At 40.7% G+C, this 24,038-nt stretch carries 22 protein-coding genes; 10 read left to right on the forward strand and 12 right to left on the reverse strand.

Annotated elements, in window-relative coordinates; genetic code table 11:
• Positions 1-123: 123 nt before the first annotated feature.
• From H2672_RS19505 to H2672_RS03320, 7 genes are all read left to right on the forward strand, one after another.
• Entirely contained in the window at positions 124-1,203 is a 1,080-nt protein-coding gene (locus tag H2672_RS19505; RefSeq protein ID WP_255485289.1) for a stage II sporulation protein P, read from the forward strand.
• Positions 1,204-1,333: 130 nt separating this feature from the next.
• Positions 1,334-1,660, forward strand: coding sequence for a four-helix bundle copper-binding protein (locus H2672_RS03295; protein WP_186668924.1), 327 nt, complete (start codon positions 1,334-1,336; stop codon positions 1,658-1,660).
• Between the two features lie 112 nt (positions 1,661-1,772).
• On the forward strand, positions 1,773-2,342 hold the full coding sequence (locus H2672_RS03300; RefSeq protein WP_186668926.1) for a YdhK family protein: 570 nt from the start codon (positions 1,773-1,775) through the stop codon (positions 2,340-2,342).
• 522 nt (positions 2,343-2,864) lie between these two features.
• A complete protein-coding gene (locus tag H2672_RS03305; RefSeq protein ID WP_186668928.1) occupies positions 2,865-3,758 on the forward strand; it encodes a DUF6744 family protein in 894 nt (297 codons plus the stop codon).
• 25 nt (positions 3,759-3,783) lie between these two features.
• On the forward strand, positions 3,784-3,978 hold the full coding sequence (locus H2672_RS03310; protein WP_186668929.1) for a hypothetical protein: 195 nt from the start codon (positions 3,784-3,786) through the stop codon (positions 3,976-3,978).
• An 83-nt stretch (positions 3,979-4,061) separates the two neighbouring features.
• Entirely contained in the window at positions 4,062-5,228 is a 1,167-nt protein-coding gene (locus H2672_RS03315; RefSeq protein WP_186668931.1) for an AAA family ATPase, read from the forward strand.
• 75 nt (positions 5,229-5,303) lie between these two features.
• Positions 5,304-6,755, forward strand: coding sequence for a VWA domain-containing protein (locus tag H2672_RS03320; protein WP_370569589.1), 1,452 nt, complete (start codon positions 5,304-5,306; stop codon positions 6,753-6,755).
• Positions 6,756-6,901: 146 nt separating this feature from the next.
• On the opposite strand, the gene H2672_RS19510 is transcribed toward H2672_RS03320, so the two are convergent.
• The 6 genes from H2672_RS19510 to brnQ all read right to left on the reverse strand — a co-directional run bounded on the left by H2672_RS19510 (position 6,902) and on the right by brnQ (position 13,209).
• A complete protein-coding gene (locus H2672_RS19510; protein ID WP_186668940.1) occupies positions 6,902-8,575 on the reverse strand; it encodes an ABC transporter ATP-binding protein in 1,674 nt (557 codons plus the stop codon).
• Positions 8,572-9,330, reverse strand: a complete 759-nt coding sequence (locus tag H2672_RS03330; RefSeq protein WP_222439300.1) for an energy-coupling factor transporter transmembrane component T family protein — start codon at positions 9,328-9,330, stop codon at positions 8,572-8,574. The genes H2672_RS19510 and H2672_RS03330 overlap by 4 nt, the downstream gene beginning before the upstream one ends.
• Before the next feature lie 73 nt (positions 9,331-9,403).
• Positions 9,404-10,006 (reverse strand): ECF transporter S component, encoded by a 603-nt coding sequence (locus H2672_RS03335; RefSeq protein ID WP_186668944.1) that lies wholly within the window; start codon positions 10,004-10,006, stop codon positions 9,404-9,406.
• Positions 10,007-10,297: 291 nt separating this feature from the next.
• Complete coding sequence (locus H2672_RS03340; RefSeq protein ID WP_186668946.1) at positions 10,298-11,050, reverse strand: C40 family peptidase; 753 nt, start codon at positions 11,048-11,050, stop codon at positions 10,298-10,300.
• Positions 11,051-11,468: 418 nt separating this feature from the next.
• Positions 11,469-11,816, reverse strand: coding sequence for an SCP2 sterol-binding domain-containing protein (locus H2672_RS03345; protein WP_255485313.1), 348 nt, complete (start codon positions 11,814-11,816; stop codon positions 11,469-11,471).
• Between the two features lie 82 nt (positions 11,817-11,898).
• Positions 11,899-13,209, reverse strand: a complete 1,311-nt coding sequence (gene brnQ, locus H2672_RS03350; RefSeq protein ID WP_255485291.1) for a branched-chain amino acid transport system II carrier protein — start codon at positions 13,207-13,209, stop codon at positions 11,899-11,901.
• 316 nt (positions 13,210-13,525) lie between these two features.
• Here brnQ and H2672_RS03355 point away from each other — a divergent pair, with 316 nt between their 5' ends.
• Complete coding sequence (locus H2672_RS03355; protein ID WP_186668950.1) at positions 13,526-14,839, forward strand: NAD-dependent malic enzyme; 1,314 nt, start codon at positions 13,526-13,528, stop codon at positions 14,837-14,839.
• A 411-nt stretch (positions 14,840-15,250) separates the two neighbouring features.
• Here H2672_RS03355 and H2672_RS03360 read toward each other — a convergent pair whose 3' ends face one another.
• The 3 genes from H2672_RS03360 to H2672_RS03370 are packed head-to-tail and all read right to left on the reverse strand — an operon-like array spanning position 15,251 to position 17,579.
• Positions 15,251-16,906: a b(o/a)3-type cytochrome-c oxidase subunit 1 gene (locus H2672_RS03360; protein ID WP_186668952.1), complete on the reverse strand. Its 1,656-nt coding sequence runs from the start codon at positions 16,904-16,906 to the stop codon at positions 15,251-15,253.
• Positions 16,906-17,409, reverse strand: coding sequence for a cupredoxin domain-containing protein (locus tag H2672_RS03365; protein ID WP_186668954.1), 504 nt, complete (start codon positions 17,407-17,409; stop codon positions 16,906-16,908). The genes H2672_RS03360 and H2672_RS03365 overlap by 1 nt, the downstream gene beginning before the upstream one ends.
• Before the next feature lie 23 nt (positions 17,410-17,432).
• The gene (locus H2672_RS03370; RefSeq protein WP_186668956.1) at positions 17,433-17,579 is read right to left on the reverse strand and encodes a cytochrome c oxidase subunit 2A; all 147 of its coding nucleotides are present in this window, start codon (positions 17,577-17,579) and stop codon (positions 17,433-17,435) included.
• Between the two features lie 298 nt (positions 17,580-17,877).
• On the opposite strand from H2672_RS03370, the gene H2672_RS03375 reads away from it, so the two are divergent.
• On the forward strand, positions 17,878-18,579 hold the full coding sequence (locus tag H2672_RS03375) for a glucosamine-6-phosphate deaminase (RefSeq protein WP_186668959.1): 702 nt from the start codon (positions 17,878-17,880) through the stop codon (positions 18,577-18,579).
• 149 nt (positions 18,580-18,728) lie between these two features.
• On the opposite strand, the gene H2672_RS03380 is transcribed toward H2672_RS03375, so the two are convergent.
• Positions 18,729-18,986 (reverse strand): hypothetical protein, encoded by a 258-nt coding sequence (locus H2672_RS03380; protein WP_186668961.1) that lies wholly within the window; start codon positions 18,984-18,986, stop codon positions 18,729-18,731.
• 214 nt (positions 18,987-19,200) lie between these two features.
• On the opposite strand from H2672_RS03380, the gene H2672_RS03385 reads away from it, so the two are divergent.
• Positions 19,201-19,698 (forward strand): C40 family peptidase, encoded by a 498-nt coding sequence (locus tag H2672_RS03385; RefSeq protein ID WP_186668963.1) that lies wholly within the window; start codon positions 19,201-19,203, stop codon positions 19,696-19,698.
• A gap of 695 nt (positions 19,699-20,393) precedes the next feature.
• Here H2672_RS03385 and H2672_RS03390 read toward each other — a convergent pair.
• Positions 20,394-21,296: an accessory Sec system S-layer assembly protein gene (locus H2672_RS03390; protein ID WP_186668965.1), complete on the reverse strand. Its 903-nt coding sequence runs from the start codon at positions 21,294-21,296 to the stop codon at positions 20,394-20,396.
• Positions 21,293-23,656: an accessory Sec system translocase SecA2 gene (gene secA2 / locus H2672_RS03395; RefSeq protein WP_186668967.1), complete on the reverse strand. Its 2,364-nt coding sequence runs from the start codon at positions 23,654-23,656 to the stop codon at positions 21,293-21,295. Before secA2 ends, H2672_RS03390 begins: the two co-directional genes overlap by 4 nt.
• Positions 23,657-24,038: the final 382 nt, after the last annotated feature.

A 24,038-nucleotide genomic window follows, 5' to 3' on the forward strand; every position in this document is an offset into this window, starting at 1 on the left:
GTAATTCATTATGTAAACAGCCAGTGTGCATTAGCCACACTGGCTGTTTTAAAATTTGCATAAATAAATAATAAAATAAAAAAGTCAATGTTTCATTGCTTTTTAATAAAGGTGAGTTACATAATGTCTCCAATACTCAGTAAATCCAATAAAAAAGATAAGAAGAAAAGGCCTTTACTAATAACTTTACTATATATAGCAACCATTCTATTTCTCATTTGGTTGCTCATAGTCTTATTTCTAACATTCTTTTTTTTTCGTGAAGAAATCAAAGGAAATTCTTTGCCGGATAAATTGTATTTTATATCCGATTTAAAAATGGATACGTTGAAGGGCCCGTCAGTTATACCTAAGCTTTTTGGGAAAATAAACGAATCCTCTGACGGAACATTCAATGGAATAGATATTCCGAAAATTAATTTGGACCAACCAGATAGAGATGAATTCAAACCTGCTATGAAAGACCTTTTAAAAGATAGAAGCTTTGACAGAGAGGGTTTCGATGCGATTTTTGAAAATATGAAATCACCCAAAATAATCCCGATAGATTCTTTGCACTCTACTTTTGGAAAGGATGTCATTTATATTTATCACTCCCATAGTAGGGAATCTTTTTTACCGTATTTTAAAGACACTGATAAACCGAAGGATGCTTACCACTCGAGAGCGAATATTACGTTAGTAGGTGAAATGCTTGGGAGGGCATTGGAGAAAAGAGGAGTAGGGACGAAAGTGGATTCAACTGATATCGTACAAGAATTAGATATAAGAGGGTTAGACTTTAACAGTTCTTATAAGTTATCGGGGGAACTGGTACGCTCTGCACGTGCGAAAAACAAAGATTTGGAAATTTTCTTGGATGTTCATCGTGATTCATTGCGTAAAGATTCTACCACTAAAGAAATGAATGGAGAAAGTTTTGCACGTCTGTTATTTGTAGTTGGTACTGGACATAAAAATTATGCAAGCAATCTTTTGTTTACAGAAGGCTTGGATAAACTTCTTGCTACTCATTATCCGGGTTTGTCAAAAGGAATACTTAAAAAAGATAGCAGTCAAGGGAACGGAGTTTATAACCAAGATGTATCTCCAAACTCAGTTATTGTAGAAATTGGTGGCGTCGATAATACGTTAGAAGAACTTAATCGGACTACCGAAGCATTAGCGGATGTACTAAGTGATTATTACTGGCACAGAGAATAGTAATCAGTTTCTTTGGAACCTGACATATAAAGGGAAATAAGGACTTTTTAAGGAGTTTTTTATTTTTAGTTTTAAAACGACTTTTAAGGGGAAAATACCACTGATTGCAAAAATAGCAGGAGGTGAGTCCATGAATACGGAATACGAAGAATGCCTGAAAGCATGTTTAGAATGTCTAAAGGCATGTAATACCTGTTTTGACGCATGTTTAAAAGAAGAAAATATGAAAATGATGGCCGAGTGCATTCGCTTGGACCGTGAATGTGCAGATATATGTGCGTATACAGCACAAGCGATGACGCGCAATAGTCCATTTACTAAACAGATTTTAGAACTTTGTGCAGCAGTTTGCGAACGTTGCGAGCAAGAATGTGCTAAACATGATCACGATCATTGCCAACGTTGTGCTGAATCTTGCAGAAAGTGTGCTGAGGCATGCCGACGAATGGTGGCTTAAGCGATATGCAGAAAATGTAACCAGCTATGGGCTGTTTCAAGAAATTAATTTGGATTTCTAGGAATAGCTTCTTTCTATTTGTGTATTATCTAAGAATAGGAGTGTTAATCAAATGAAAAAACAATTACTTTTTTTAGGTGCCGCTATAATCATTGGTTTAAGTGGATGTGGAAATAACACTAGCAACGAGAAAGGCCCAAACAACAATAATGAATCCAAACAGGAAGTCATGAAGATGGAGGTGAACCATTCTGCTAGAGGTGAAGTCCCTGAAAATTTGAAAGTGGAAGAAAATCCCGCCTATAAAGTCGGAAGCGAAGCAATTATTAAAGCAGACCATATGAAAGGTATGTACGGTGCTGTAGCAAAGATAGTAGGTGCTTATGATACTACAGCTTACGCTATATCGTATACACCGGTAACTGGCGGAAAAAGAGTAGAAAATCATAAATGGGTTATCCAAGAAGAGATAAAAGATGCTGGTGACAAAACTTTGGAACCAGGAACTGAAGTAACTATAGAGGCAGACCATATGAAAGGGATGAAAGGAGCAAAAGCGGTAATTGATTCGGCCGAAAAAACTACTGTATATATGATTGATTATACTCCTAATACTGGTGGGGAAAAAGTTACAAATCATAAATGGGTAACAGAAAGTGAACTATCTGCTAAAAAAAGATAGTATAAAGATGCATTAATGTATTGAAAACTTATCTTGAATCAACGGGGTGTTACTGTGGAAACCCACAGTGAAAGTTCTAAATTAAACCGTAAATTCCAATGAAGTTGCTATCAGCCCCTGGTTTTGTTAAAGTGAAAGTATATTCTTTATGTTATTAAGTCACTGTTCCACTAGTGAAAGCCGTTATACTTTTTGTCTTTTGGTAAAGTGATCCGGCACAAATGTTCAGCCTTTGTACTCCTTATTAAAGGGGAAGTTAGGCAGACGTATTCCACGTCAAAAATTTGCTTAGGCATGTCAAAAGGAATACTTTCGCATTTTGCGTGATATATATTAAAATCGATATTCCCTATTCAGGGAATATCGATTTTTTTGCTTTCAAAAAGGCACTGAAAGGTGATAAAAGAGGATTTATTGAAATCGAGCAAATTGGGTTATTTTAAAACGCATTTACTTAGCAATCGCTAGGTTAAGTGCGTTTTTTATTTATTTAAAATAAAAAAATAGAGAGGGTTGTTAGGTATGTCAATTAATCTTGATAATATGACGGCTGTTCAAAACAAGCAAAAAAGTGGTATTTTAGGACACTTAATGTGGTTCTCATTAGGCAAGCAATTAGTCAAAATGGATGATTTAGAACGAGGGCTTGTTCAATCAGGATTGCCTATTGAATGGATGCCGAATGCGATTCGTCCAGCCGATGCTTTCCGAAGAAGTACGAAAGAGATAGAGACTAGAAAATCTACTGGACATGCTGGGGTATTCGAAAACTTTCTTATACGTGAAGTGTTCTCTGACAAGAGTCACGTGCAAAGAAACATTGTAGTGGAAAAAGTGGATCAGGCCGGTAAACGACTTGATTACAACAGTAAAGCGGGAGTAATCACGCTAGATAAGCAGAATAGTTCTCTAACGTTTATAACAGAGAACGAAATTGCAAAAGAGCTGTGCTTTGAAGCCGAGCGGAATTTCAATATTTATAAAGACCATTATTCAGCCCAGCAAGTAAGAGTAATGGTGAGTAAAATTCTTCAATCGTTAGCACCCACACCTGTGCGTCCAAATGGCGGAGTTTATTTTGTTCCGGATTCACATACAGAAGGGTTGAATCAACTTGTAAACTTTACCTCCTCTCTTGAGAACAGTGAAGGGTTCAAAATACCCGTCGTTAATACATTCGACAACCGACAAATGGTGAACACGAAGCTAAATGATCATTTGGAATCCATTTTACATGATTGTAAGTCGATTGGTGGGCTGAAAAAGGGACAAGTAAAAGAGATTATTGAAAATGCGAAGTCTGTTATTGCCAACTACCGAAATTATAAAGGTATTGTCACTAATGAAGCGGATACGCTAGAAAATAAAATCATGACGATTCGTGCAGCGATTGCGAAAATGGTTGCGGATCTTTAAGAAATATAGGAATGGAGCGATTAGAATGCCTGAGTTTTATCAAACAATAATGGGGAGAAAATTCTACGAGCGGGATGTTGTCGAGTATGTGCAATCTATAAAGAAAATTGCACAAGAACTTGAGCGTTCAAATGAATTGAAAGAACAGGAATTGCAGTTAAAAATGCGGGAGCTATCGATAAAAGAACAAGAATTATATATTCTTTCAGCGAAAAACTAAAATGAATCTTAAAAAGGGAAGTAGGGTTTCATTAGAAGCCTGCTTCCTTTTTCTATCTAAACTAAAAAAAGGGGTTAATCAAAATGACAAACACTAATTTTACCAAGTTAGAGGAAATTAAAAAGGCACTCAATGCAAAGTTTTTTGAACGCGAAGAAGAAGTTGAGGGGATTCTAGTTGCTCTACTTTCTAGGCAACATATGCTCATGATTGGACCTGCGGGAACAGCGAAATCAGCATTGTCGGTAGAGTTAGCCAAGATTGTACAGGGAACAGACTATTTTCAATGGTTGCTGACGAGGTTTAGTACACCCGAAGAAGTATTTGGCCCATTGTCTTTAAAGGACCTTGAACAAGGCGTGTACAAGCGGAATACAGCAACTAAAATGCCGGAAGCGAATCTAGTTTTCCTTGACGAAATATTCAAAGCCAACTCGGCAATCTTGAATAGTTTGCTGACACTTATAAACGAAAGGCTCTTCTATAATAACGGAACGCCGATAAAGGTTCCTTTGATGTCAGTTATCGGGGCCTCAAATGAGTATCCCGAAGAAGGAGAAGGACTTGAAGCACTTTTCGATAGGTTCTTACTTCGGTTCGAGCTGGATTATATTGCAGATGAAATGAATTTTGTTTCTATGATGAAGGGAACCGGTCAAAATCAGTTTATGCCTTCTATGACTATGGATGAGTTGGTTCAACTTCAGTTTTTTACTGACATGGTTACAATACCGGATGAAGTGTATGAAACTCTTTCAAAAATCCGAAATGAATTGCGTGATGAAGGCATACGCCCTTCTGACAGACGCTTTAAACAATCCCTATCGGTTCTACAAGCGAAGGCTTTGATAAACCAAAGGCAAATTGTAAAGGTAGATGATATTGTCATCCTTGAAAATGCCCTTTGGGAAACGGTTGATCAAAAGGATAACGTTTCTCTGATTGTTCGTAGTCACTCACAAGATGTGGTTACTCGAAAACTTGATACGATTCAGGAAGAGGCAAGTGAAATATTTTCTTCCATGCAGACGTATGCTTCTACTGACGCAGGTATGGAAGCTACCCAAAAATTGAAATCGTTGGTTGCTGATTTAAATAAGTTGAAAAAGCATAATCAAAGTAGAGATACGGATATTGACTCTTTACTTAATAAAGTGAAAGCGATGCAGCAAGAAATTCTTGACAGTATTTTGGAGCCAATGGATTTTGGCGCCGGAAGTGAAAAATCAACTGTACAAATGCCATTCTAAAAATACATTGACGGACGTTATTGGAATGCTAAGGAACTAATCCTTGGCATTTCTTTGTTTTAAAATTGAGAGGAAGTGTTTTATTTGAGGTCAACGATTGTAAGAAATGAAAATCATTCTGTATTAAATACAGATTCATTTGATAAAAGACGATTCAAAGAAATATATAATATGTCGCAAGGACTTCAAAAGTTAAGCCTTGATGCAGAATTTCCTACATTTGAACCATTGCTCGCTGATATTTGGGCATCGCTATACAAAATGAAACCTGAATTGACTGAAGATGATATTCCCGATGATTTGCAAGTTAACAAATTATTTATGGAACAAATCATGAATGATAATTCGTTTGAAAGTTTCCGAAAGTTTACCCGACTGGATGATTTATCATCAGCCATAGGAACAGTGAAATTTGGAGAGATAACGAATGAATGGTTAGCTGAACAAAAAGACAGAGATGAAGACCTACAAAAACAAATGCAAGAAATTCAGGCGATGCAAAGGCAACTTCAAAAGCAGGACCAACAAAATGGTGCTGGAAATGGTAGTGAGGAGTTACAAGAAGACATAAAAGATGCAATGTTAGACTTAGGGGGTCAACTTCATCAGACATTGCAGAACAACAGTCATAGCTTTTCAGAAGCGATGTCACAAGCTGTGCAGGAAACGAAACAGACGAAGGATAGCTTGAAATCATTACTTGGTGGAACAAGTGCGGGTAGTGGGGACGCAGAATTGAAAAAAGTTCCTTTACGGGACCAAATTTCATTAGCTGAAAAGATCGCATCAGATAAACAGATGAGAGAAATTGCGGATTGGGCGGGTCGATTTAAACAGATAGCCCGTAAAAAGCAAAAATCCAAACATAGTGATTCAATGGAAAGAAGTGGGGTTACGCTTGGCAACGATATTGAGCGATTGCTACCGATGGAGTTGGGTTTGTATACACACCCAATAACGAAGAATGACTTCCTACGTCGCTTTGTGGAAGGCCAGACGATGCAATATGAACAGAAAGGACATGAGGTACTAGGGAAAGGTCCAATTGTGCTTTGTCTGGATCAATCAGGTAGTATGCATAAACTAGATACCCAGTCAAAAGGGTTTACGTTAGCGCTCATGTCGATTTCAAGAAAACAGAAAAGGGATTTTTGTTTAATCCTGTTTTCTACTCATACAAAAATCTTTAAATATGAAAGAGGGAAGATGAAAAGTTCAGATATGATCAATTTAGCTCAAACTTTCTTAGGAGGGGGAACGGACTTTGCACTACCCCTTGAAAGAGCGATGAATGTAATAAACGAAAGTCGTTTTAAACAAGCTGATTTAGTTTTTATTACAGATGGGGAGGACAAAGTAAAAGATTCGTTTCTTGAGTCGTTCAATAAAAAGAAAAAAGAAAAGAACTGCATTGTATTATCCCTTACGATAGGAAGTAATATAAAAACAGTTAAACAGTTTTCAGACAAGGTGGTACAAGTTAAAGATTTTGATGACGTAGGAAGTTTTACTGCGTTTGAAATATAAAGTAAAAACCAAAGGCTCACATTTACAGTACCGAGTTCGGCTTTGGTATCCGAAGAGAATAGACTAATAAGAATTCAAATCTTTTATTTTTCAACAACTAATCAACACTAAAAATAGCATACAAAAAGCTCAGACTTAATCTGAGATTATTCTTGAATCAATTCGCTTTCTTTCAATAAAATTCCGTCATACCCCATCTTACGAGCAAGTTGGGTAATATGAGGCTGCTCAAGGCGAGCAGTGTGGAGAATATCCGCTTCCGAAAAGGCGATGCGAGTTGGGCCATCGAATAACAACTGTCCATTACTTATAATAATCGTACGACCAAATGTTTCAGCGACAAAATCCATATCATGCAAAATACAGAGCACAAGTTTTCCTTGCGCATGCAACCCGTGGATAATATCTTTTAGAATCGCCTTACCACGTGCATCTTGCCCCATTGTCGGTTCATCGAAAATAACGATGTCCGTATCCATTGCAAGAATGGATGCAACAGCAATCATTTTCCGCTCGGCGAGGCTCAAATCGTATGGATTTTCTCCTGCTTTACCTAACAAGCCAACGCGTTCCAGCATCTTCTCAGCATTCAAGCGCGCCACTTCAGGCGTTTGTCCAACGTTGAGCGGCCCAAACATCACTTCATCCAAGACATTGTTTTTAAAAATCTGGTCGTTTGGATTTTGGAAAATGAGTCCGATAGTGCCCGCAAGTTTTGCCGCGGTCGTGTCTTTCGTATTCGTGCCATTTATGATGAGTTCACCAGCACTTGGCTTTAGTAATGCTTTTAATAGTTTGACGAAAGTAGTTTTACCAGCGCCATTTTGTCCGATAATGGCTGTAGGTTCGCCGCTTAACGTGACGCTGATCCCACGCAAAATAGGGGTATCCTTGTTATAGCTGAACTGAAGATCCTTTACTTTGATTTCAGGACCAGCCGTTTTTGTTAAAGGCAGGGATTCACTAATTGTCCGGATATCGCCATTGGTAATTCCACTTGCAGGCATTTCTTCAAGTGATATCGGATAAAGGCCAGTCAACTCGTTTTTTAAATGAAGTGCTTTTGCGACTGTTGTATAAACAGGTGGGACAACCCCAAAATTCAGTAAATCAGCACGTGAAAAAATGTCAGCAGGCGGTCCGGAATCTATTAATTTACCTTCATGCATAAGGAGAATTCGATCGGAATAAGCAGCAAGTTTCTCCATTTTCTGCTCAACCATTATAATCGTCATACCTTCTTTTGACAGGTTTTCAACGACACGGAATACTTCTTCAGACCCACGCGGATCGAGCTGTGACGTCGGTTCATCAAGTATGAGAATATCGGGTTTCATGGCGATAACACTGGCGATTGCGACACGCTGCATTTGCCCGCCAGATAGGGAGAATGGATTTTTATCCCCTAATGCTTCAATATCGAGGAATTGCATACTTTCTTTAATTCGCCTATGCATTTCGTCGCGTGGGATGCCTAAGTTTTCAAGCCCGAACGCGATTTCATCGTAAACTGTGAATTTGGCGCCAGTCATTTGTGAAAATGGATTTTCAAAAACAAGTCCAACTTTTGCTGTAATATCACTGATTTCATGTGTCAGTACGTCCATGTCACCAATGAAAACATCACCACCATAGGCGCCTTTGAAAAAGTGGGGAACCAAACCACTGAGTGCAAAACATAACGTCGTTTTTCCAGCGGTATTCATGCCTGCTATGCCAACGAATTCCCCTTTTTTAACGGTGAATGAAATACCGTCAAGGGCGAAAGTATCGGTGTTCGGGTATTTATATGTTAGATTTTCGACACGGATACTGTTCATAAGACAACCCTCCAGACGATAGCGGCGATTAACGTGATGATAAGTATAATTTTCAAGATGAGTCCATATTTAAAATGAAAAGATTCATTCAAAAACGTTTTTGTTCCTTTCGCATTGAATCCGCGAATTTCAAGTGCAATAGACCTTTCACGCGTATCGTTTAATGAATTAAGAACAACTGGACCGAGAAGTGGGATAAATGACTTAATGCGCGTAAGTAAATTTCCTTCTGTTTCCATGCCACGTGCTCGCTGTGCATCGGTGATTTTACTAGTCATTGCTATCATTTGCGGGATAATCTGCAAAACCGACAGAAAAACGTAGCCGATTTTAGGGGACATTCCTTTATTGATAAGTGATTCGACAAGATCATCCGGTTTCGTTGTCAAAATAAGAACGCCGAACGCACACACCATATTAATGATACGAAGGGTGAGTAGTAACGCGAATGCGAATCCTTCCTTATAAATAGGAAGGGGACCAATTTCAAAAAGAAGTGTCGCGCGGTCCGGATGGAAGAAACCTTGAACGATGATGATAGAAATAATCAACAACAGGCTGACACCAATAACCGGCAAAATGTACTTGAACACTTTACCAGCGAGAAGTAGAAGGAGTGTAAACGCCAAGACACAGATGACGAATAAATGAGTCGGAAGGATATAGGTCAATGCGATTGATAGGAAGACAAATAAGAGCTTGGTTAGCGGATCGATGTTGTGGATGAACGAATCTTTATCTACATACAGTGTCATGTTTTTCACGGGAATCCTCCTAACCTATAATTTGATATAAACGGCCCGATGAACCAGGCCGCTTACGTAGTCCTTAAAGACGTTCTATTTTTGAACGGTTGTCGTACATATGCGTCAAGTTCTTAGGTAGACCTTTGAAGAGAAGGAAACTGATTAGAACTGTTGCCATTTTATCAGGCACGTCAACGACAATGCTGTCTGCGAATGATGCAAACCAAAGCGGCATATCTTGTGCCATCATTGTTGCGAAAAGTGCATCACCCCATACATTCCCGGTTTGCCCACCCCAAAACATGATATTAAGAGGAGTTGATACTGTAGCGGCGATCAAGCCGACGACAAGTCCAAGTACAAGTGCTTTTCCTACGTTTACTATCCATCCTTTATACGCCATAATTCCCACGACAAGACCGATGACTGCGGATGTAATTGCATAGACGAATGAAATCGGATCGGCGGTGAAGCCGTAAATAATATTGTTCACAATCCCTGCAATGGCACCGATAATCGGACCTGCTAGCATACTTGCTAGCACTGTACCAATAGAATCAAGCCATAGCGGCAATTTAAGTAGGCCAGCAAACAACTTCCCTAAATAGTTGATGCCGATAGCTGCTGGAATAAGGACAAGGGCGGCAGTCGTAAAATTGAGTGACCACATGCTGTTTTTCTTCACGAATTCGTTCCTCCTTTTGTATAACGTATGAGGCGTATACCCCAAACGACACACTGAAAGACAAGGTGTCTTGACAGTTGTCAATTCGATTATAACTTACATTTGGGTTGAAGAATAGATAGAATTTTGAATGGGATGAAAACAAGTTGGAGATTGTACGCGGAGTATGATGAACTGTCCGACAGAACTGTTGAACAATACGACAAATCACTAGAATACTACACCAAACTCCATCAACCCTACACACCAATATAAAAACAGCTTCCCCACTAATAGGAAAGCTGTTAAGTATCAATTTAGCTGATTAAAACGTTTGAAGCCTGTGAATTTATCTTTCCAGTAAACTGAGTTAATTGAAGTAATTTCAACTTTTTGCGAAGCGGCATGGATGAAGTTACCATCACCTAAATAAATTCCAGCATGCGAAATGCCACTTCGGTATGTATTTTCGAAAAACACTAAATCGCCTGGTATAGGCTCGTCCACACTAAAAGAATTGGTATGCATACCAATTGTATTTAGTCTCGGCATATTAAGTCCTGCCTCGTTAAATACATAATAAATGAATCCACTGCAGTCAAAGCCTTCTTTAGTTGCGCCAGCCCAAACATAAGGTGTATCCAAAAGCGGAAGCGAAACTTCGACCGCATTGACTAATACCTTTTTAGAGGGAAGATTCAACACTTTAGGCTTCACAGTTGTTGCAACGGCATTCTTCCATGAGTAAGTGGAAGAAGTCTCTTTTAGTACAGCGGGAACTTTTGTAATTGTTGTTTTTACTGGGGCTGAATTGGCTGCACCTGGTTTTTGACTAACCGCAACTTTTGCAGAAACGGCCAATTTTTGATTAGTTTTAATCGAATCGGAAGCAAGACTGTTTAAGCTTTTAAGCTCGTCTACAGTCAATTTATGCTTTTTGGCAATTTGCCATAGTGTATCACCTAGCTTGACGGTGTATGATTCGGTTGCTGCATCTGCGCTCTCAACGGAGATAAACATTGCTAGGGCAAACGTCGCTAGTAACGAAAACGCTTTCTTCTGCATCTATTTTCCCCTCTCCACGACAAACAGTTCTATATATGTATTCTATCGGATTGATAGAACTAGAACAATAGACTGTTAAATAACATTTATGTTACAAGGAGATTGCAGATGTATTGCGATGGAATGATTATTACAATGTTATATATGTTAAAATAAAGAATTCCATTGAATTTGCTTCGGCTGCCCCTTGTAAGGCGCCTTCGCTCACTTATCACAAGTATTCATTTGTTATCTCAAACCGGTCGCCTAATTCAGCGTTGCTAATTGCAGATTTTTCCGCGTCTTGAGTACTTTGATTATGCAAGATGGTGCTTGTAATTTGTATAATTACTTATTGATGGCTTTAAATGTAATTATTTCATTAATTATGGGGAAACAAAAACCGACTCCCACATTCAGTGAGAGTCGGTTCCTTCTATTAAAACGAATACTCTTTCAATAAACCTTCTAATTTTAGCGCAAGACCAATAGTACCTTTAACCTTGAGTTTACCCATCATAAAGGCAGCGGTCGAATTCAAGTTGCCAGCAAGTAGCTTCTTGAAATCTTTCACACTCATCGTTAATGCACAATCAACCTCACCGGGATCTCCGGTAATTGTTACGGCTTTGCCATCTGCTAATGTTAAGCCATATAGACCGCCATCTTCACCGGATAAATTGAATGAATAGCTGACAGTCATTCCTTTAATTGGACCTGGTTCCCCATTCAACTTTTCGTCGATTTTAAGCCAAATTGCCGCCAAAGTCATGTCATCAAAGTTCATCGTCACTGGACAACCCTCCATAATACTGAATGTTCATTCAGTATAGCTGAAATGGTACGGAAAAGCATGAACTTTCTGGGAACTAAATCCGTTTCTTAAATAACGGGCTTAGAACCACGCCAATAAGTGCACCGACAATAGCTGGTACAAGCCAACCGATCTGCTGTTCATAGAGCGGGAGATGGGCAAGCATATCATTGACAGGCTTAATCTCGATTCCAGCACCTTTTAATCCGTCAAAAATACTAACAAAAGCAGTTGCCAGAAGCGCCAAGATATAGACAATTGGCTTTCTACCAAACGATTTGTCGATGAATGACATGAGCATCAGTACAATTGCAAGCGGGTAGATTGTTAGTAAAACTGGAATTGAAATGGAAATAAGTTGCGTCAATCCAACGTTCGCAATAATTGCACTGAATCCTGCGAAGATTAAGACGTATGTCTTGTAAGAATTCCGCGGAAATACATGCTTAAAATACTGTGCACATGCTGAAACGAGACCAATCGATGTTGTTAGACAGGCAAAAATAATTGTCAAGGCTAGAATCATCGTGCCGTATGGTCCGTATAAGACGGTAGATGCGAGTGCGAGAACTGCGCCTCCATTGTCCTGTATTCCGATAGCATCGACGCTAGTCGCTCCGATGTACCCGAGTGAAATGTAAACGAGTGCTAATCCCGTAGCTGCGACAACACCAGCGAAAACCATGGCTTTCATGACAGCCCGACTTTCTGTTACGCCTTCTGCTTTAAGTGCATTAATAACGACGATGCCGAATACAAGTGCTGCGATGACATCCATCGTTAAATACCCTTCAACAAAGCTACGGAAGAAGGCATTGGTTGCGAAATCAACGTGTGCTTGTCCGATATCTCCCATAGGTGACACAATACTTTTCACAGCTAGTGCTCCAATGACTAGGAATAGTATAGGTGTCAACACCTTACCTATGCGATCTACGAGTTTCGCAGGATTCAGTGCGAGTACCACTGTGATGATAAAGAAGACAATCGTAAACAATACAAGTGGCCAGTTTGAGTCGGAAATACTATCAGGCAGAAACGGAACGACACCGATTTCATATGAAACGGTAGCCGTTCGCGGAATGCCGAAAAACGGACCAATCGCCATATAGACAATCATCGTAAAGGCAATTCCGAAATAAGGATTGACACGACTTGCAATGGTTTCTAAGCCGCCACCCGCATTCGCGATTGCAAGAATTGCAACAAGAGGCAATCCGACTCCTGTAATTAGAAATCCAATCATAGCAATGAATAGCTCGTCTCCTGCCATTTGCCCGAGAAGTGGTGGGAAAATGATGTTACCCGCACCAAGGAACAAAGCAAAAAGCATAAGCCCGATAACGAAATTTTTCTGTAAAGACAAGTAAACTGCAACTCCTTGAAAGAATGATGTAACGAAACTTACTATCTTTTATTATAACCGAAAGAAGGGGCAATCGTCTAATAAATTCGACATTGTGGTGAAAAAAATGTCGAATCTTGTAACTAATTGCAGAATAGTTCACACGTTGTTTATATATCTGTTTTAAATAAATATAGTTTGACAAATTATTGTTTGCTAAAATCTTGTGTGAAATGTATCAATTTTTGATTTATTATAACCGAAGTCGTAAAATGTTTACGACCTGGTCCTATACGTGTAAAATGAGGAACGGCTAGTATAATCAGGGGGTAATACAATGGAACAAGTACAATTTATGCGTAATTTAATTATCGAAACACCTTCGATGCCGGGAAACTTCGCGAAAGTCGCGTTAGCTATCGGACAATTAGATGGAGATATTGGTGATATTCAAACCATAAAAGTAGGTACATTATCGACGATTCGTGATATATCAATTCAATGTTCAAGTGAAAAACACTTGATGCAAATTGTTGAAGCAGTTAATCAAATCGGCGATGGAATTAGTGTTCACGCTGTAACGGATGATGTATTGCAAGCACATGAAGGCGGCAAGATTCATATGAAAGGCCGTATGGAAATTCGCTCTTTAGGTGATTTACGACGTGTCTATACACCAGGCGTCGCGAACGTTTGTGAACTGATTAAGAATGATCCGGAGCAGGCGAAATATTTCACAGGAATCTCGAACACGGTCGCTATCGTGACTGACGGTACAGCGATTCTCGGTCTTGGAAATATCGGACCTGTCGCTGGAATGCCGGTAATGGAAGGGAAAGCTGTGTTATTCGATCAATTTGCCGGGATAAGTGGTATTCCTATCTTGCTTAATACGAGTGATCCAGACGAGGTTGTCGAAACAATCAAGCATATTCAGCAAGGATTTGGCGGAATATTGCTTGAGGATATTGGATCGCCGCACTGTTTCGAAATTGAAGAGCGGTTGAAAGCGGAACTGTCGATTCCGGTCATGCACGATGATCAACATGGTACAGCAGTTGTCACATTGGCATCTGTAATTTCAGCTTGTCAACAAACTGGTGTCAAGCTTTCAGATGCGGTTGTGGGGCAAATAGGCCTTGGTGCAGCTGGTCTAGCAATCAGCCGTATGCTTATGAAGTATGGCGTGAAGGAAATGCGTGGCATCGACCGTAATGAAGTTGCGCGGCAGAGGCTTGCTGATCACGGCGGTACCGTCATTGATTCACTTGAAGAACTGATGGCGACATGTGACATTATTGTAGCTACAACAGGCGTTGCGGGACTTATCAAACCAGAAATGGTACGAAAAGGGCAAATTATCTTAGCTTTGTCTAATCCAAACGCTGAAATTTCACCGGAAGACGCACTTGCAGCAGGCGCAGCATTTGCGGCGGATGGTCGTCTCGTGAATAATATTTTAGGCTTCCCGGGTATTTTCCGCGGTGCACTCAATGCGCACGCAAAGGAAATTACCTATCCGATGCTAATTGCAGCTGCACTTGCAATTGTCGACAGCACGAAACCGGGTGATCTTGTCCCACATCCGCTCGATCCAAACGTCCATCAAAATGTAGCGGCTGCGGTTGAGCGAGTTGCGAATAACTTATAATTGATAGAGGCCTCTTACCTGGTAGAAATGAACCGGGTAAGGGGCTTTTTTTATGGAGAAAAGTAGATTGCGAATTGCCATGATAGTTTTGCATGTGGTGTCCAACTAAAAGGGGGGAGTGTGCAACAGAAGTGTTAGAGTGTCCAACCAACTCGCTGGAGTGTGCAACAAACATGTCAGAGTGTGCAACGAATACGCCAGAGTGTACAACAAACACGCCAGAGTGTGCAACAAACAGGGGGAGTGTCCAACCAACTTGCTGAAGTGTCCAACAAACGTGTCGAAGCGTCCTACCAACAATTCAAAGTGGCCGTCCATCCATCCCCTTGCAATTCTATAGTGTTCAACGAAATGAAAACAGCCCAGATTCCACGGACAATATCCGGAAATCAGAGCTGCTTCATCAAGTGATTATCTTCCAATCAGCCAATCGAATGGCGGAGAACCTGGAGGTGAGTGTTTTATGATATCAATTACTGGAATCGTATAGGCAAACAGGATCAGTGCAATAGTAATCCCAATCCACAAATACCAGTTTTCAAGAATTTTAGGTGTAGGCTCTGCATCGTCTTCTTCTACGGCAATCGGATATTCTTGAACGCCGCGTGGCGCGAAGAATGTCAGTTGGATGAAAATATAGACCATCAAAAGAATACCGATGAACAGAATTGTACCGCCAACAGCTTGCGCAATCTGGTAATTGATCCACGTAGCGACTTGTTCGCCGCCTGCATATTCGGAGAAGCTAGAACGACGAGGTCCGCCAAGTAATCCTTGGATATGCATAGAACCTGACATGATTGTCATACCAAATGTCCAAATGAACGTTTGAATAATCCCGAGTTTGTTCAATCTTGGAGTCAGTCTTCGGCCTGTTAAGTGCGGAACAAGCCAATACGTTATCCCGAAAAATGTCAGAACGACTGTTGTTGCAGCAGTTAAATGGAAGTGACCCGTAATCCAAATTGTATTATGGACGAGCGCATTCATTTGGTGAGATGCGTTAACGATACCGCCCGCGCCGCCTGGAATGAATGCCGCCATACCGATGAATGGTGCTAGGAAACGTACATCTTTCCATGGAAGCTTTTTGAACCAGCCGAATAAGCTCTTAAAGCCTTTTCGTCGGCCTGTTGTTTCAAATGTAGCGAAAATCGAGAACGCGGTCATTAACGACGGAATAACAACCATGAATGTCAGCACAACTTGAATGAACTTCCAAGTTGGGTCAATACCAGGTTCTGTCAATTGGTGATGGAAACCGACTGGAATCGAGAACATTAGTAATAGAATGAAGGCCATTCTAGCAAGGGCATCACTGAATAACTTTCCGCCGATGATCTTTGGAATAACAACATACCACGCCATATAAGCTGGAAGTAACCAGAAATAAACGAGCGGATGTCCGAAATACCAAAATAGCGTACGACTTAGTAGAACGTTGATTGTTTCAGCGTAGCCGAGTGACCAAGGGATGAACAGGACCAGCACTGACGTTGCTACGCCAATTGTAGCGATGAACCACATAAGCATATTGATAATAACCATGAAAGCAGGTAAAGGTGATTTTTCGCCCTTATGCGCTTTCTTCCATACGTAAAGCTGACGGAAATTAACGAATGCAGCAATCCAGCTACCGACAATAACGAGTGCTAAACCGATATAAAATGCTGGATGTGCTCGAAGTGGTGCATAGAATGTGTACAATACGGATGCTTCACCAACAAGAATCGTAATAGCGGCCATTATAGTACCGACAAGCATTACCCAAAACGATAACCATGCGACTTTTAACTGTTTATCCGAAATTCCGACTGTTTTCCCCATAAGTGAGAACTGGAAGCCGATAATGAAGAAGGTTGTTAACACGAGTCCAAGAATGACACCGTGAACAGTCAGGATTGTATAATAATCAATATTAAACGGTAATGTGTATTTGCCGGATCGTACAAGTGTCTGCAATAAACCCATCAGACCTCCGACAAAAAGCGAGATATAAGTGACCCACATGAATGCCATATACAATCTGGATTCTTTTTTAGAAAGCGGTAATTGAACCTTAGTCATTATTCATACACCTCCACTGTTCCGTACATCTGGTGGTGACCGATGCCGCAGTATTCGTTGCAGACAATCGTGAATTCGCCTACATTTTTCATAACAGCTTCGTAACGGCTAATATGGCCGGGTTCAACCATCATGTTGACATTCGTTCCAGCTACTTGGAAGCCGTGGACAACGTCTTTTGTTGTGATTTGATAAAGAACAGTGGAACCTTTTGGCACGCGAATCGTTTTATTAGCATTACCTTCTGTGTCTTTACCGAAATCATAGTTGAATGCAGAAGCTACGATATTGACGATATATTTGCCGTCAGCTACTTCACGGATGCCGAGATTTTCAGGCTTAAATGCGTCGTGTGCTTCCACATTTTGTGGATCGATTGTTTCCATATGGCTTTGTGGGTGCGTCCCTTTCCAGAAAGCAGCGAAGCCGATAATTAGTAAGAATAGGACGAGTGAAGCCATTCCGAAAACAAGCCAAATCTTTTCATATTTATGCAAATGCATATGTAACCCTCCTGATATAGTTATTATCTAGATAAAAATAGTGCATAAAATCCGAACCAAGATACTAGAATGAAGACGCCCAACAGCATGACGGCAATGAAAGTACCTTTCAAATTATGTGTAGATTCATTCGAATTGGGCTGATGTTGCTTTGAATTACCTTTCCCCATTATTACACCTCCTGTTTCTTGCGAAGTGGATTCGCTGTCTTATCTCTATCATAGTCTTAAGGTTTAATATGGGAATTAGGGAAAACCCTATGTCTATAGATGTGAGAGTGAATTTCTTATATACTTCACGGATTCTTCATAAATTTGCCGAATCCATATAATAAAGGCCGATAGATTAGCTTGGCGAATGAAAAAAGTCGGCTAGCCGATATATTAAGTTCCATTAAAGTTGACCAGACTGTTTGTGGAAATTACAATTAAGCGTGAGCTAAATCTTATTGAAAGTTGGTTGATCTATATGAAAAATCTAAAACTAATAAAAGTTGAAAACCCGGAACAAGGAGCAGAACAAGTTTATGAAATCATTAAAAATGAACTTGAAAGTGGACGTCTTAGTGTTCTTGGACTCGCAACAGGAAGTACAATGATTCCTGTTTATAATAAATGGGTTTCATCAGATCTTGATTTCTCGACCATTGTCACCTTTAATCTAGATGAGTATATCGGAATACCTGAATCAAGTCCGAACAGCTACGCCTATTTTATGAATGAGCATCTTTTTGATAAAAAAGAATTTAGAAAAACAAATATTCCCGATGGAATGGCTGAAGATTTGGCTGAAGAATGTGCTGCCTATGAAGATCTCTTAGAAGAGTACCCACTGGATATCCAGCTACTTGGAGTAGGGGAGAATGGCCATATCGCTTTCAACGAACCAGGTCTTCCTTTCGATTCGGTTACACATGTAGCGCAATTGACGGAATCGACATTGGGTGTGAATAGCCAGTACTTCGAAAATGATGAAAAAGTACCTGAAACAGCTTTATCGATGGGCATCAGTTCGATATTTGGTGCGAAAAAATTGGTTTTACTAGCATTCGGTGAAAAGAAACGTGCAGCTATCGAGAAGTTGCTTGAAGGTAATGTAACGACTGAGTGGCCGATTACGAAATTAGTGGACCACGACGATGTCATTGTCATCACGGATTTAGAAGTTTAATGAAGCTAAACAAAAAGGGGATTGCCTAAGACTTACAGGCAATCGCCTTTTTGTTATATAGAAAGAAGGGGATTAGTGTCGATCATGATCTAGTGCACTGAATATAGTTGGCGTGTCACCAAGCCGTCCATTTTCAGCAATTAGTTCATCTAGTTTTTTGGAGAGAATCCGCGCGCTTTGTTGAATTTTCCAGTTGTTTGATGTGGGTCTTCTGATGTGTGAAAACGGCTATCTTCTTTAAACGGTTCATAATCACCTGCCGCATGACCAAGATAGGGATCAGGGACATAACTTCTAGCGGTATGTTTCTTGTCGGTTGGTGTGCTAATTCGCCAATCATGTGCTTTTTCTGCTGTATCAACAAAAGACTCATTGGTATTATCCGAAATGTCATCTTCATGTTTCACTTCCATCGCCTGCCGTCAAATTAACTACTACTTAACTAAATTCCCGTTCTAAGAAACTATAAACCCTATGAAAAGACAATTATGTTTCAAAAATCTACTTTAATGCAGATAATGTAATAGACTTGTTACACAACTGTAATGTAGGAGCCGCATAATGCATGTTAAGGTTATAACAGATAAACATTTCAGATAAATTAATCCTTTGGGGGAACATATGAAACTTACATTCACAATCAAAAAGTCCATTACAATTATTGCTATGTCATTTCTATTGCTCGTCGCGCCTTTCGTTGGACAGGCCGAAGCTTCATCCAAACCGGCTGCAATTTCAAAAACTGCTACAAGCCTAATTGGCGTCAAGTACAGCTATGGTGGCAATACAAAAAGTGGGTTTGACTGCTCGGGGTTCGTATCATATGTACTTAAACAGCATGATGTTCGAGTTTCACGTACGGCAGCTAGTATGCATGCATCAGGAACTTCTGTCAGTAAAACGAATTTAGAAACGGGAGACCTCGTATTCTTCAATACGGTAGGAAATAAGGTTTCGCACGTTGGTATATACATAGGCGATGGTAAATTTGCGCACGCATCGTCATCAAGAGGTGTACGCGTTGATAAGTTGAACGACCCTTATTACTGGGGCGCACGCTACGTAGGTGCGAAACGCATCTCAGGTGTGAATGCAGTTGCTACAGCCAGTATAAAATAAAAAACGACAGCACTGAGCGTCCTAAATAGGGCACTTGGCGCTGTCGTTTTTTAACTATATAGTCGGGACTTAGCGATTTGGGTTTTCTCCCAACACCCCTTGTCCTTTGGTAAAACTGTCGTGATTAGTTTAGCCGAAAACGTACTAGATCAAATGAATACTTTTTCGCCTACCTTACTAGTATCTTATGCAAGTAACTAGTTAATCAACAGACGTGGCTGAATTTATAGAAAGGCTGCACAAACGGATCAGAAAGTACCTGATTTGAATGTGCAGCCTTTTTTTGTTACGTCTAGACTCCAGCGCCTAGGTGCTCGGAGGCTCACGGGATGTGGGTCACGCAGACATTGCCGCAGGACGCGGCGTACTTTGGCTGTGTTCCTTAATAAGTCAGTCCGGCTGTGCGGAAAAGAACACCGCTTGGGCCGGCAGGATGCAGGTCATGCAGCTGTTGCGACAGGACGTCGCGAACTTAGGCTGCCTTCCTCTGCCTTCCAGCGCATTTCGGGGCTGAACAGGCGCTTCCGCTTTTGTTATAAGATAAGGAAGTATAAGTTTTTTTGACTTAGAATATTGTCTAGACTCCAGGCGCCAGCCGCTCGGGTCATAAGCAATCCAGCTATGTGGCAAAGAGCGCCACGTCGCTGGATCGACTTATGCCTGTCGCGTCTAGAAGGCGCCTTGCGCTTTTCTTATTACGCGTTTTGTTGTGGTACACGAACTGTCCAACGAGATAAGTCTGGCTCATCTTTTTGAATCAATTCTTTTGGATAGATGAACGTCCATGGTTTTGAGGTGTTGGCTTTCACAGAAAGTGAATCAAGGGCGAATGAACCGCTAGCAACTAGATCGCCAGATGCATCAAGTAGTTCTAGTGGAAGCTTCTCGATATTGATTTGTTTCGAGTGACCATTACGGATAAATACAGATGCTGCGATACCGCCATCATCCTGCTGTTTTACCTGGAATCCACTAATGTTTACTTCACGCGGTTTCAATTTCGGAAGTCCTTCGACAACTTTTGTCAGTCCATCCTTTTGTTCTTCTGTTAAACCGTCTTCCCATGTTTGCTCTAATTCTAGTTTGTGTGGCACCATCGATTGGACGTTAAATGCAAGTTTCCAGTTTTCAGTAGGTGGTTGTTCTACAAAGATATTGTCTTTTGTGAAGACGAATACCCAAGGTCTTGCGCTGCGTGCCGGAATATCGCCGAGCTCTTTCAAGTCGAATTCATCGGAAGCAAGTGTTTTTCCTTCCTCATCAAGCAGCATCAGTTCGACTGATCCAACTGAAATCTGTTGGTCTAGTGAAGAACGGAGAAATGCTTTAACGAGCCAACTACCATTAGCAGGTTCAACGTCGATATCAATACCTGAAAGGGAGATTTGGTTCGGTTTAAGTGGTTCTAGCTCATTCGAAAGGAAGCGGAAAACGTACTCCTGCTCCTGTGGAACATTCCATTCCGGGTGAAGGGAGAGCGTAGTTTCGACCTCATCCGTATTTGCCGATGCGTTTACACCGTCAATTATTTCTTCGGAACCGATTGTACTCTCTGATCCTGTCTTTTCGGTTTTCTTGAAAAAAGGGAAAAGTTTCATTGTTGTGCCTCCTGTTGTTGTGTAATCAGTTTCATAAAGCTAATAACTTCAGATGCGATGCTGCGGCGTAATTTTTGATAATGTCGCCCGAACAACTCGAGTCCTTCACGTTGGTAGATCCGCATTGGGTCCTCTTGTCCATATGAACGGAGTCCAATACCTTCTTTTAAGCGTGTCATAACTTCCAAGTGCTTGACCCACATCGCGTCAATATGGGACAACATCACCTGTGGAATCAGCTGATTGACCTGTTCGTTGTCTACGAATGAATCTATGAAGCTAAGTAAGTCATTAAGTGGAGCATCATATAGTTTTAGAATGTCCGCCGTCTTTTCAAGCGTCGGCGGAATTGCGACAGGTTCCAATAACAGGCTGTTCATTGTGCGTTCGATTCGATCGAAATCCCAATTGTTTGCAGTTTCTTCATCCGGACAACTATCGAAAACGACAAATTCTACTGTCTCGGAAAGCATCGATTTTAATTGTTCAAGGATACCTTCGCGGTCCAGGACGGTATTACGAAGTGTATAGATGACTTCACGCTGGTCATTGATGACGTCGTCGAGTTTTAAGTTGTATTCGCGCATTGAATAGTGGGCGCCCTCTACAATGCGCTGTGTCCGTTCTGTCAGTTCATCCACTTCGGGATTCTGCACAAGACCGTCTTCATTCGTCGTTACTTTTTTGAGGAACTTTTCAAGCTCATCTTTAGCAAATCGCTTGAACATATCATCTTCGAGTGAGAGGAAGAAGTGACTCTCACCATGGTCACCTTGTCTTCCAGAACGTCCGCGTAGCTGGTTGTCAATACGACGGCTTTCGTGCTTTTCTGTTCCAAGTACGAAAAGGCCACCAATTTCTTCAACCTTTTCACCTAGCACGATATCAGTTCCACGTCCAGCCATGTTTGTCGCGACTGTAATTTGACCGAGTTGTCCTGCAAGGGAAATAAGATCAACTTCCTGTTCGACACTTTTAGCGTTCAATAAGTTGTAAGTAAGTTTGTATTCATCTAAATACGCCACTACTTTTTCAGATTGTAAAATGGATGTTGTGCCAACAAGGACGGGTTGTCCTGTTTTATGACGCTTAGCGACTTCTTTCGCCATCGCCTTATATTTTTGGTCAATCGTTTTGTATACTTGGTCAGGTGAATCGATACGTGCACGCGGACGATTTGTTGGAATTTGGATAACTTCCATACCGTACACTTCGCGGAATTCATTCTCCTGTGTTTTAGCCGTACCAGTCATTCCGCACAATTCTTTATACATACGGAAGTAGTTTTGGATTGTAATTTGTGCTTGCGCTTTATTTTCCTCAGTGATTGGTAGTCCTTCTTTTGCTTCAATCGCCTGGTGTAAACCATCGGAAAGTGTGCGTCCTTCCATGATTCGACCCGTGAACATATCAACGAGTTCAATTTTCTCTTCTTTTATGATGTAGTCAACATCACGTTCGAAGATGACATGTGCACGTAATGATTGAATCATATAATGATAAAGCGTTTGGTGCTCCAATTCATATAAATTGTCGATGCCGAATGCTTTTTCTACTTTCCCGATTCCAGTATCGGTAAGGGAAGTCGCTTTTGTTTCATCATCAAAGTCGAAATCGACCCCTTCTTTGAAACGTTTTGCGAGACGTGCAGAAATGTGATGAAGATCTGCATCCGCTTGCATTTTACCAGCAACGATTAATGGCGTTTTTGCTTCATCAACAAGAATACTGTCAACTTCATCGATAATTGCGAAATGGTAGGGGCGTTGAACTTTTTGCTCCACTTGAAGCGCCATATTATCACGCAAATAGTCGAAACCAAATTCAGTCCCCACACCGTAGGTAATATCCGCATTGTAAGCAGCTTGTTTTGCGGGACCTTGCATCATCGGTACATTCAACCCGACTGTAAGGCCAAGGAAACGATGGATTTGACCAATTTGTTCATAGTCACGCTTCGCAAGATAGTCGTTCACAGTAATAACGTGGACACCTTTTCCTTCGAGAGCGCGTACATACGAAGGCAGTGAAGCGACTAGCGTTTTACCTTCTCCTGTCGGCATTTCAGCAATGTTTCCTTCTGTCAAAACAAGGCCACCAATAAGCTGAACATCGAAATGTCGCATGCCAAGGATTCGCTTGGATGCTTCACGAACAACAGCAAAAGCATCTGGAATAATAGATTGGATCTTTTCTCCAGATTGGATTCTCTCCTTAAATATATCAGTCATACTTGTTAGCCGTTCGTCTGACATTGGTTCGTATGTAGCTTCTAATTTATTTATTTGAAGGACAATCTTTCGATATTTTCGAAGTTGTCTCTCGTTCGTCTGATTTGAACGTTTGAATAGTGATAGCATTGGATGAACGCTCCTTTTTTCCGATCCCTTATAAAAGACCCGTCCCCATTTTACCAAAAAGAATGGAAAATGACTACCTTGAGCTAGAAATCTACATAGATAAGGATAGAGAAGGTCGAGGGATAGCGAGGGGAGTGGAAGGGGAAGATAAGATAAACAAAAGCGAAAGCTTCTACTACAAATGAATACAACATAAGTGCTCCACTTCCTGAGGGTATTCTAGACACTAGGAGCTGGAATCTAGATGTGAAACACCCCTTTTCGAAGGGGATCGACAGCACGATAATTTATAATGCCCTAAGCACCGAAGAAACAATAATAATTGGAATAGAGTTTTCTAGTAAAGTGCTTTACTTGTTTAAATATGCTATGATACTGTTGG

The sequence above is a fragment of the Sporosarcina sp. BP05 genome, from assembly GCF_014282005.1.
GTDB lineage: Bacteria > Bacillota > Bacilli > Bacillales_A > Planococcaceae > Sporosarcina.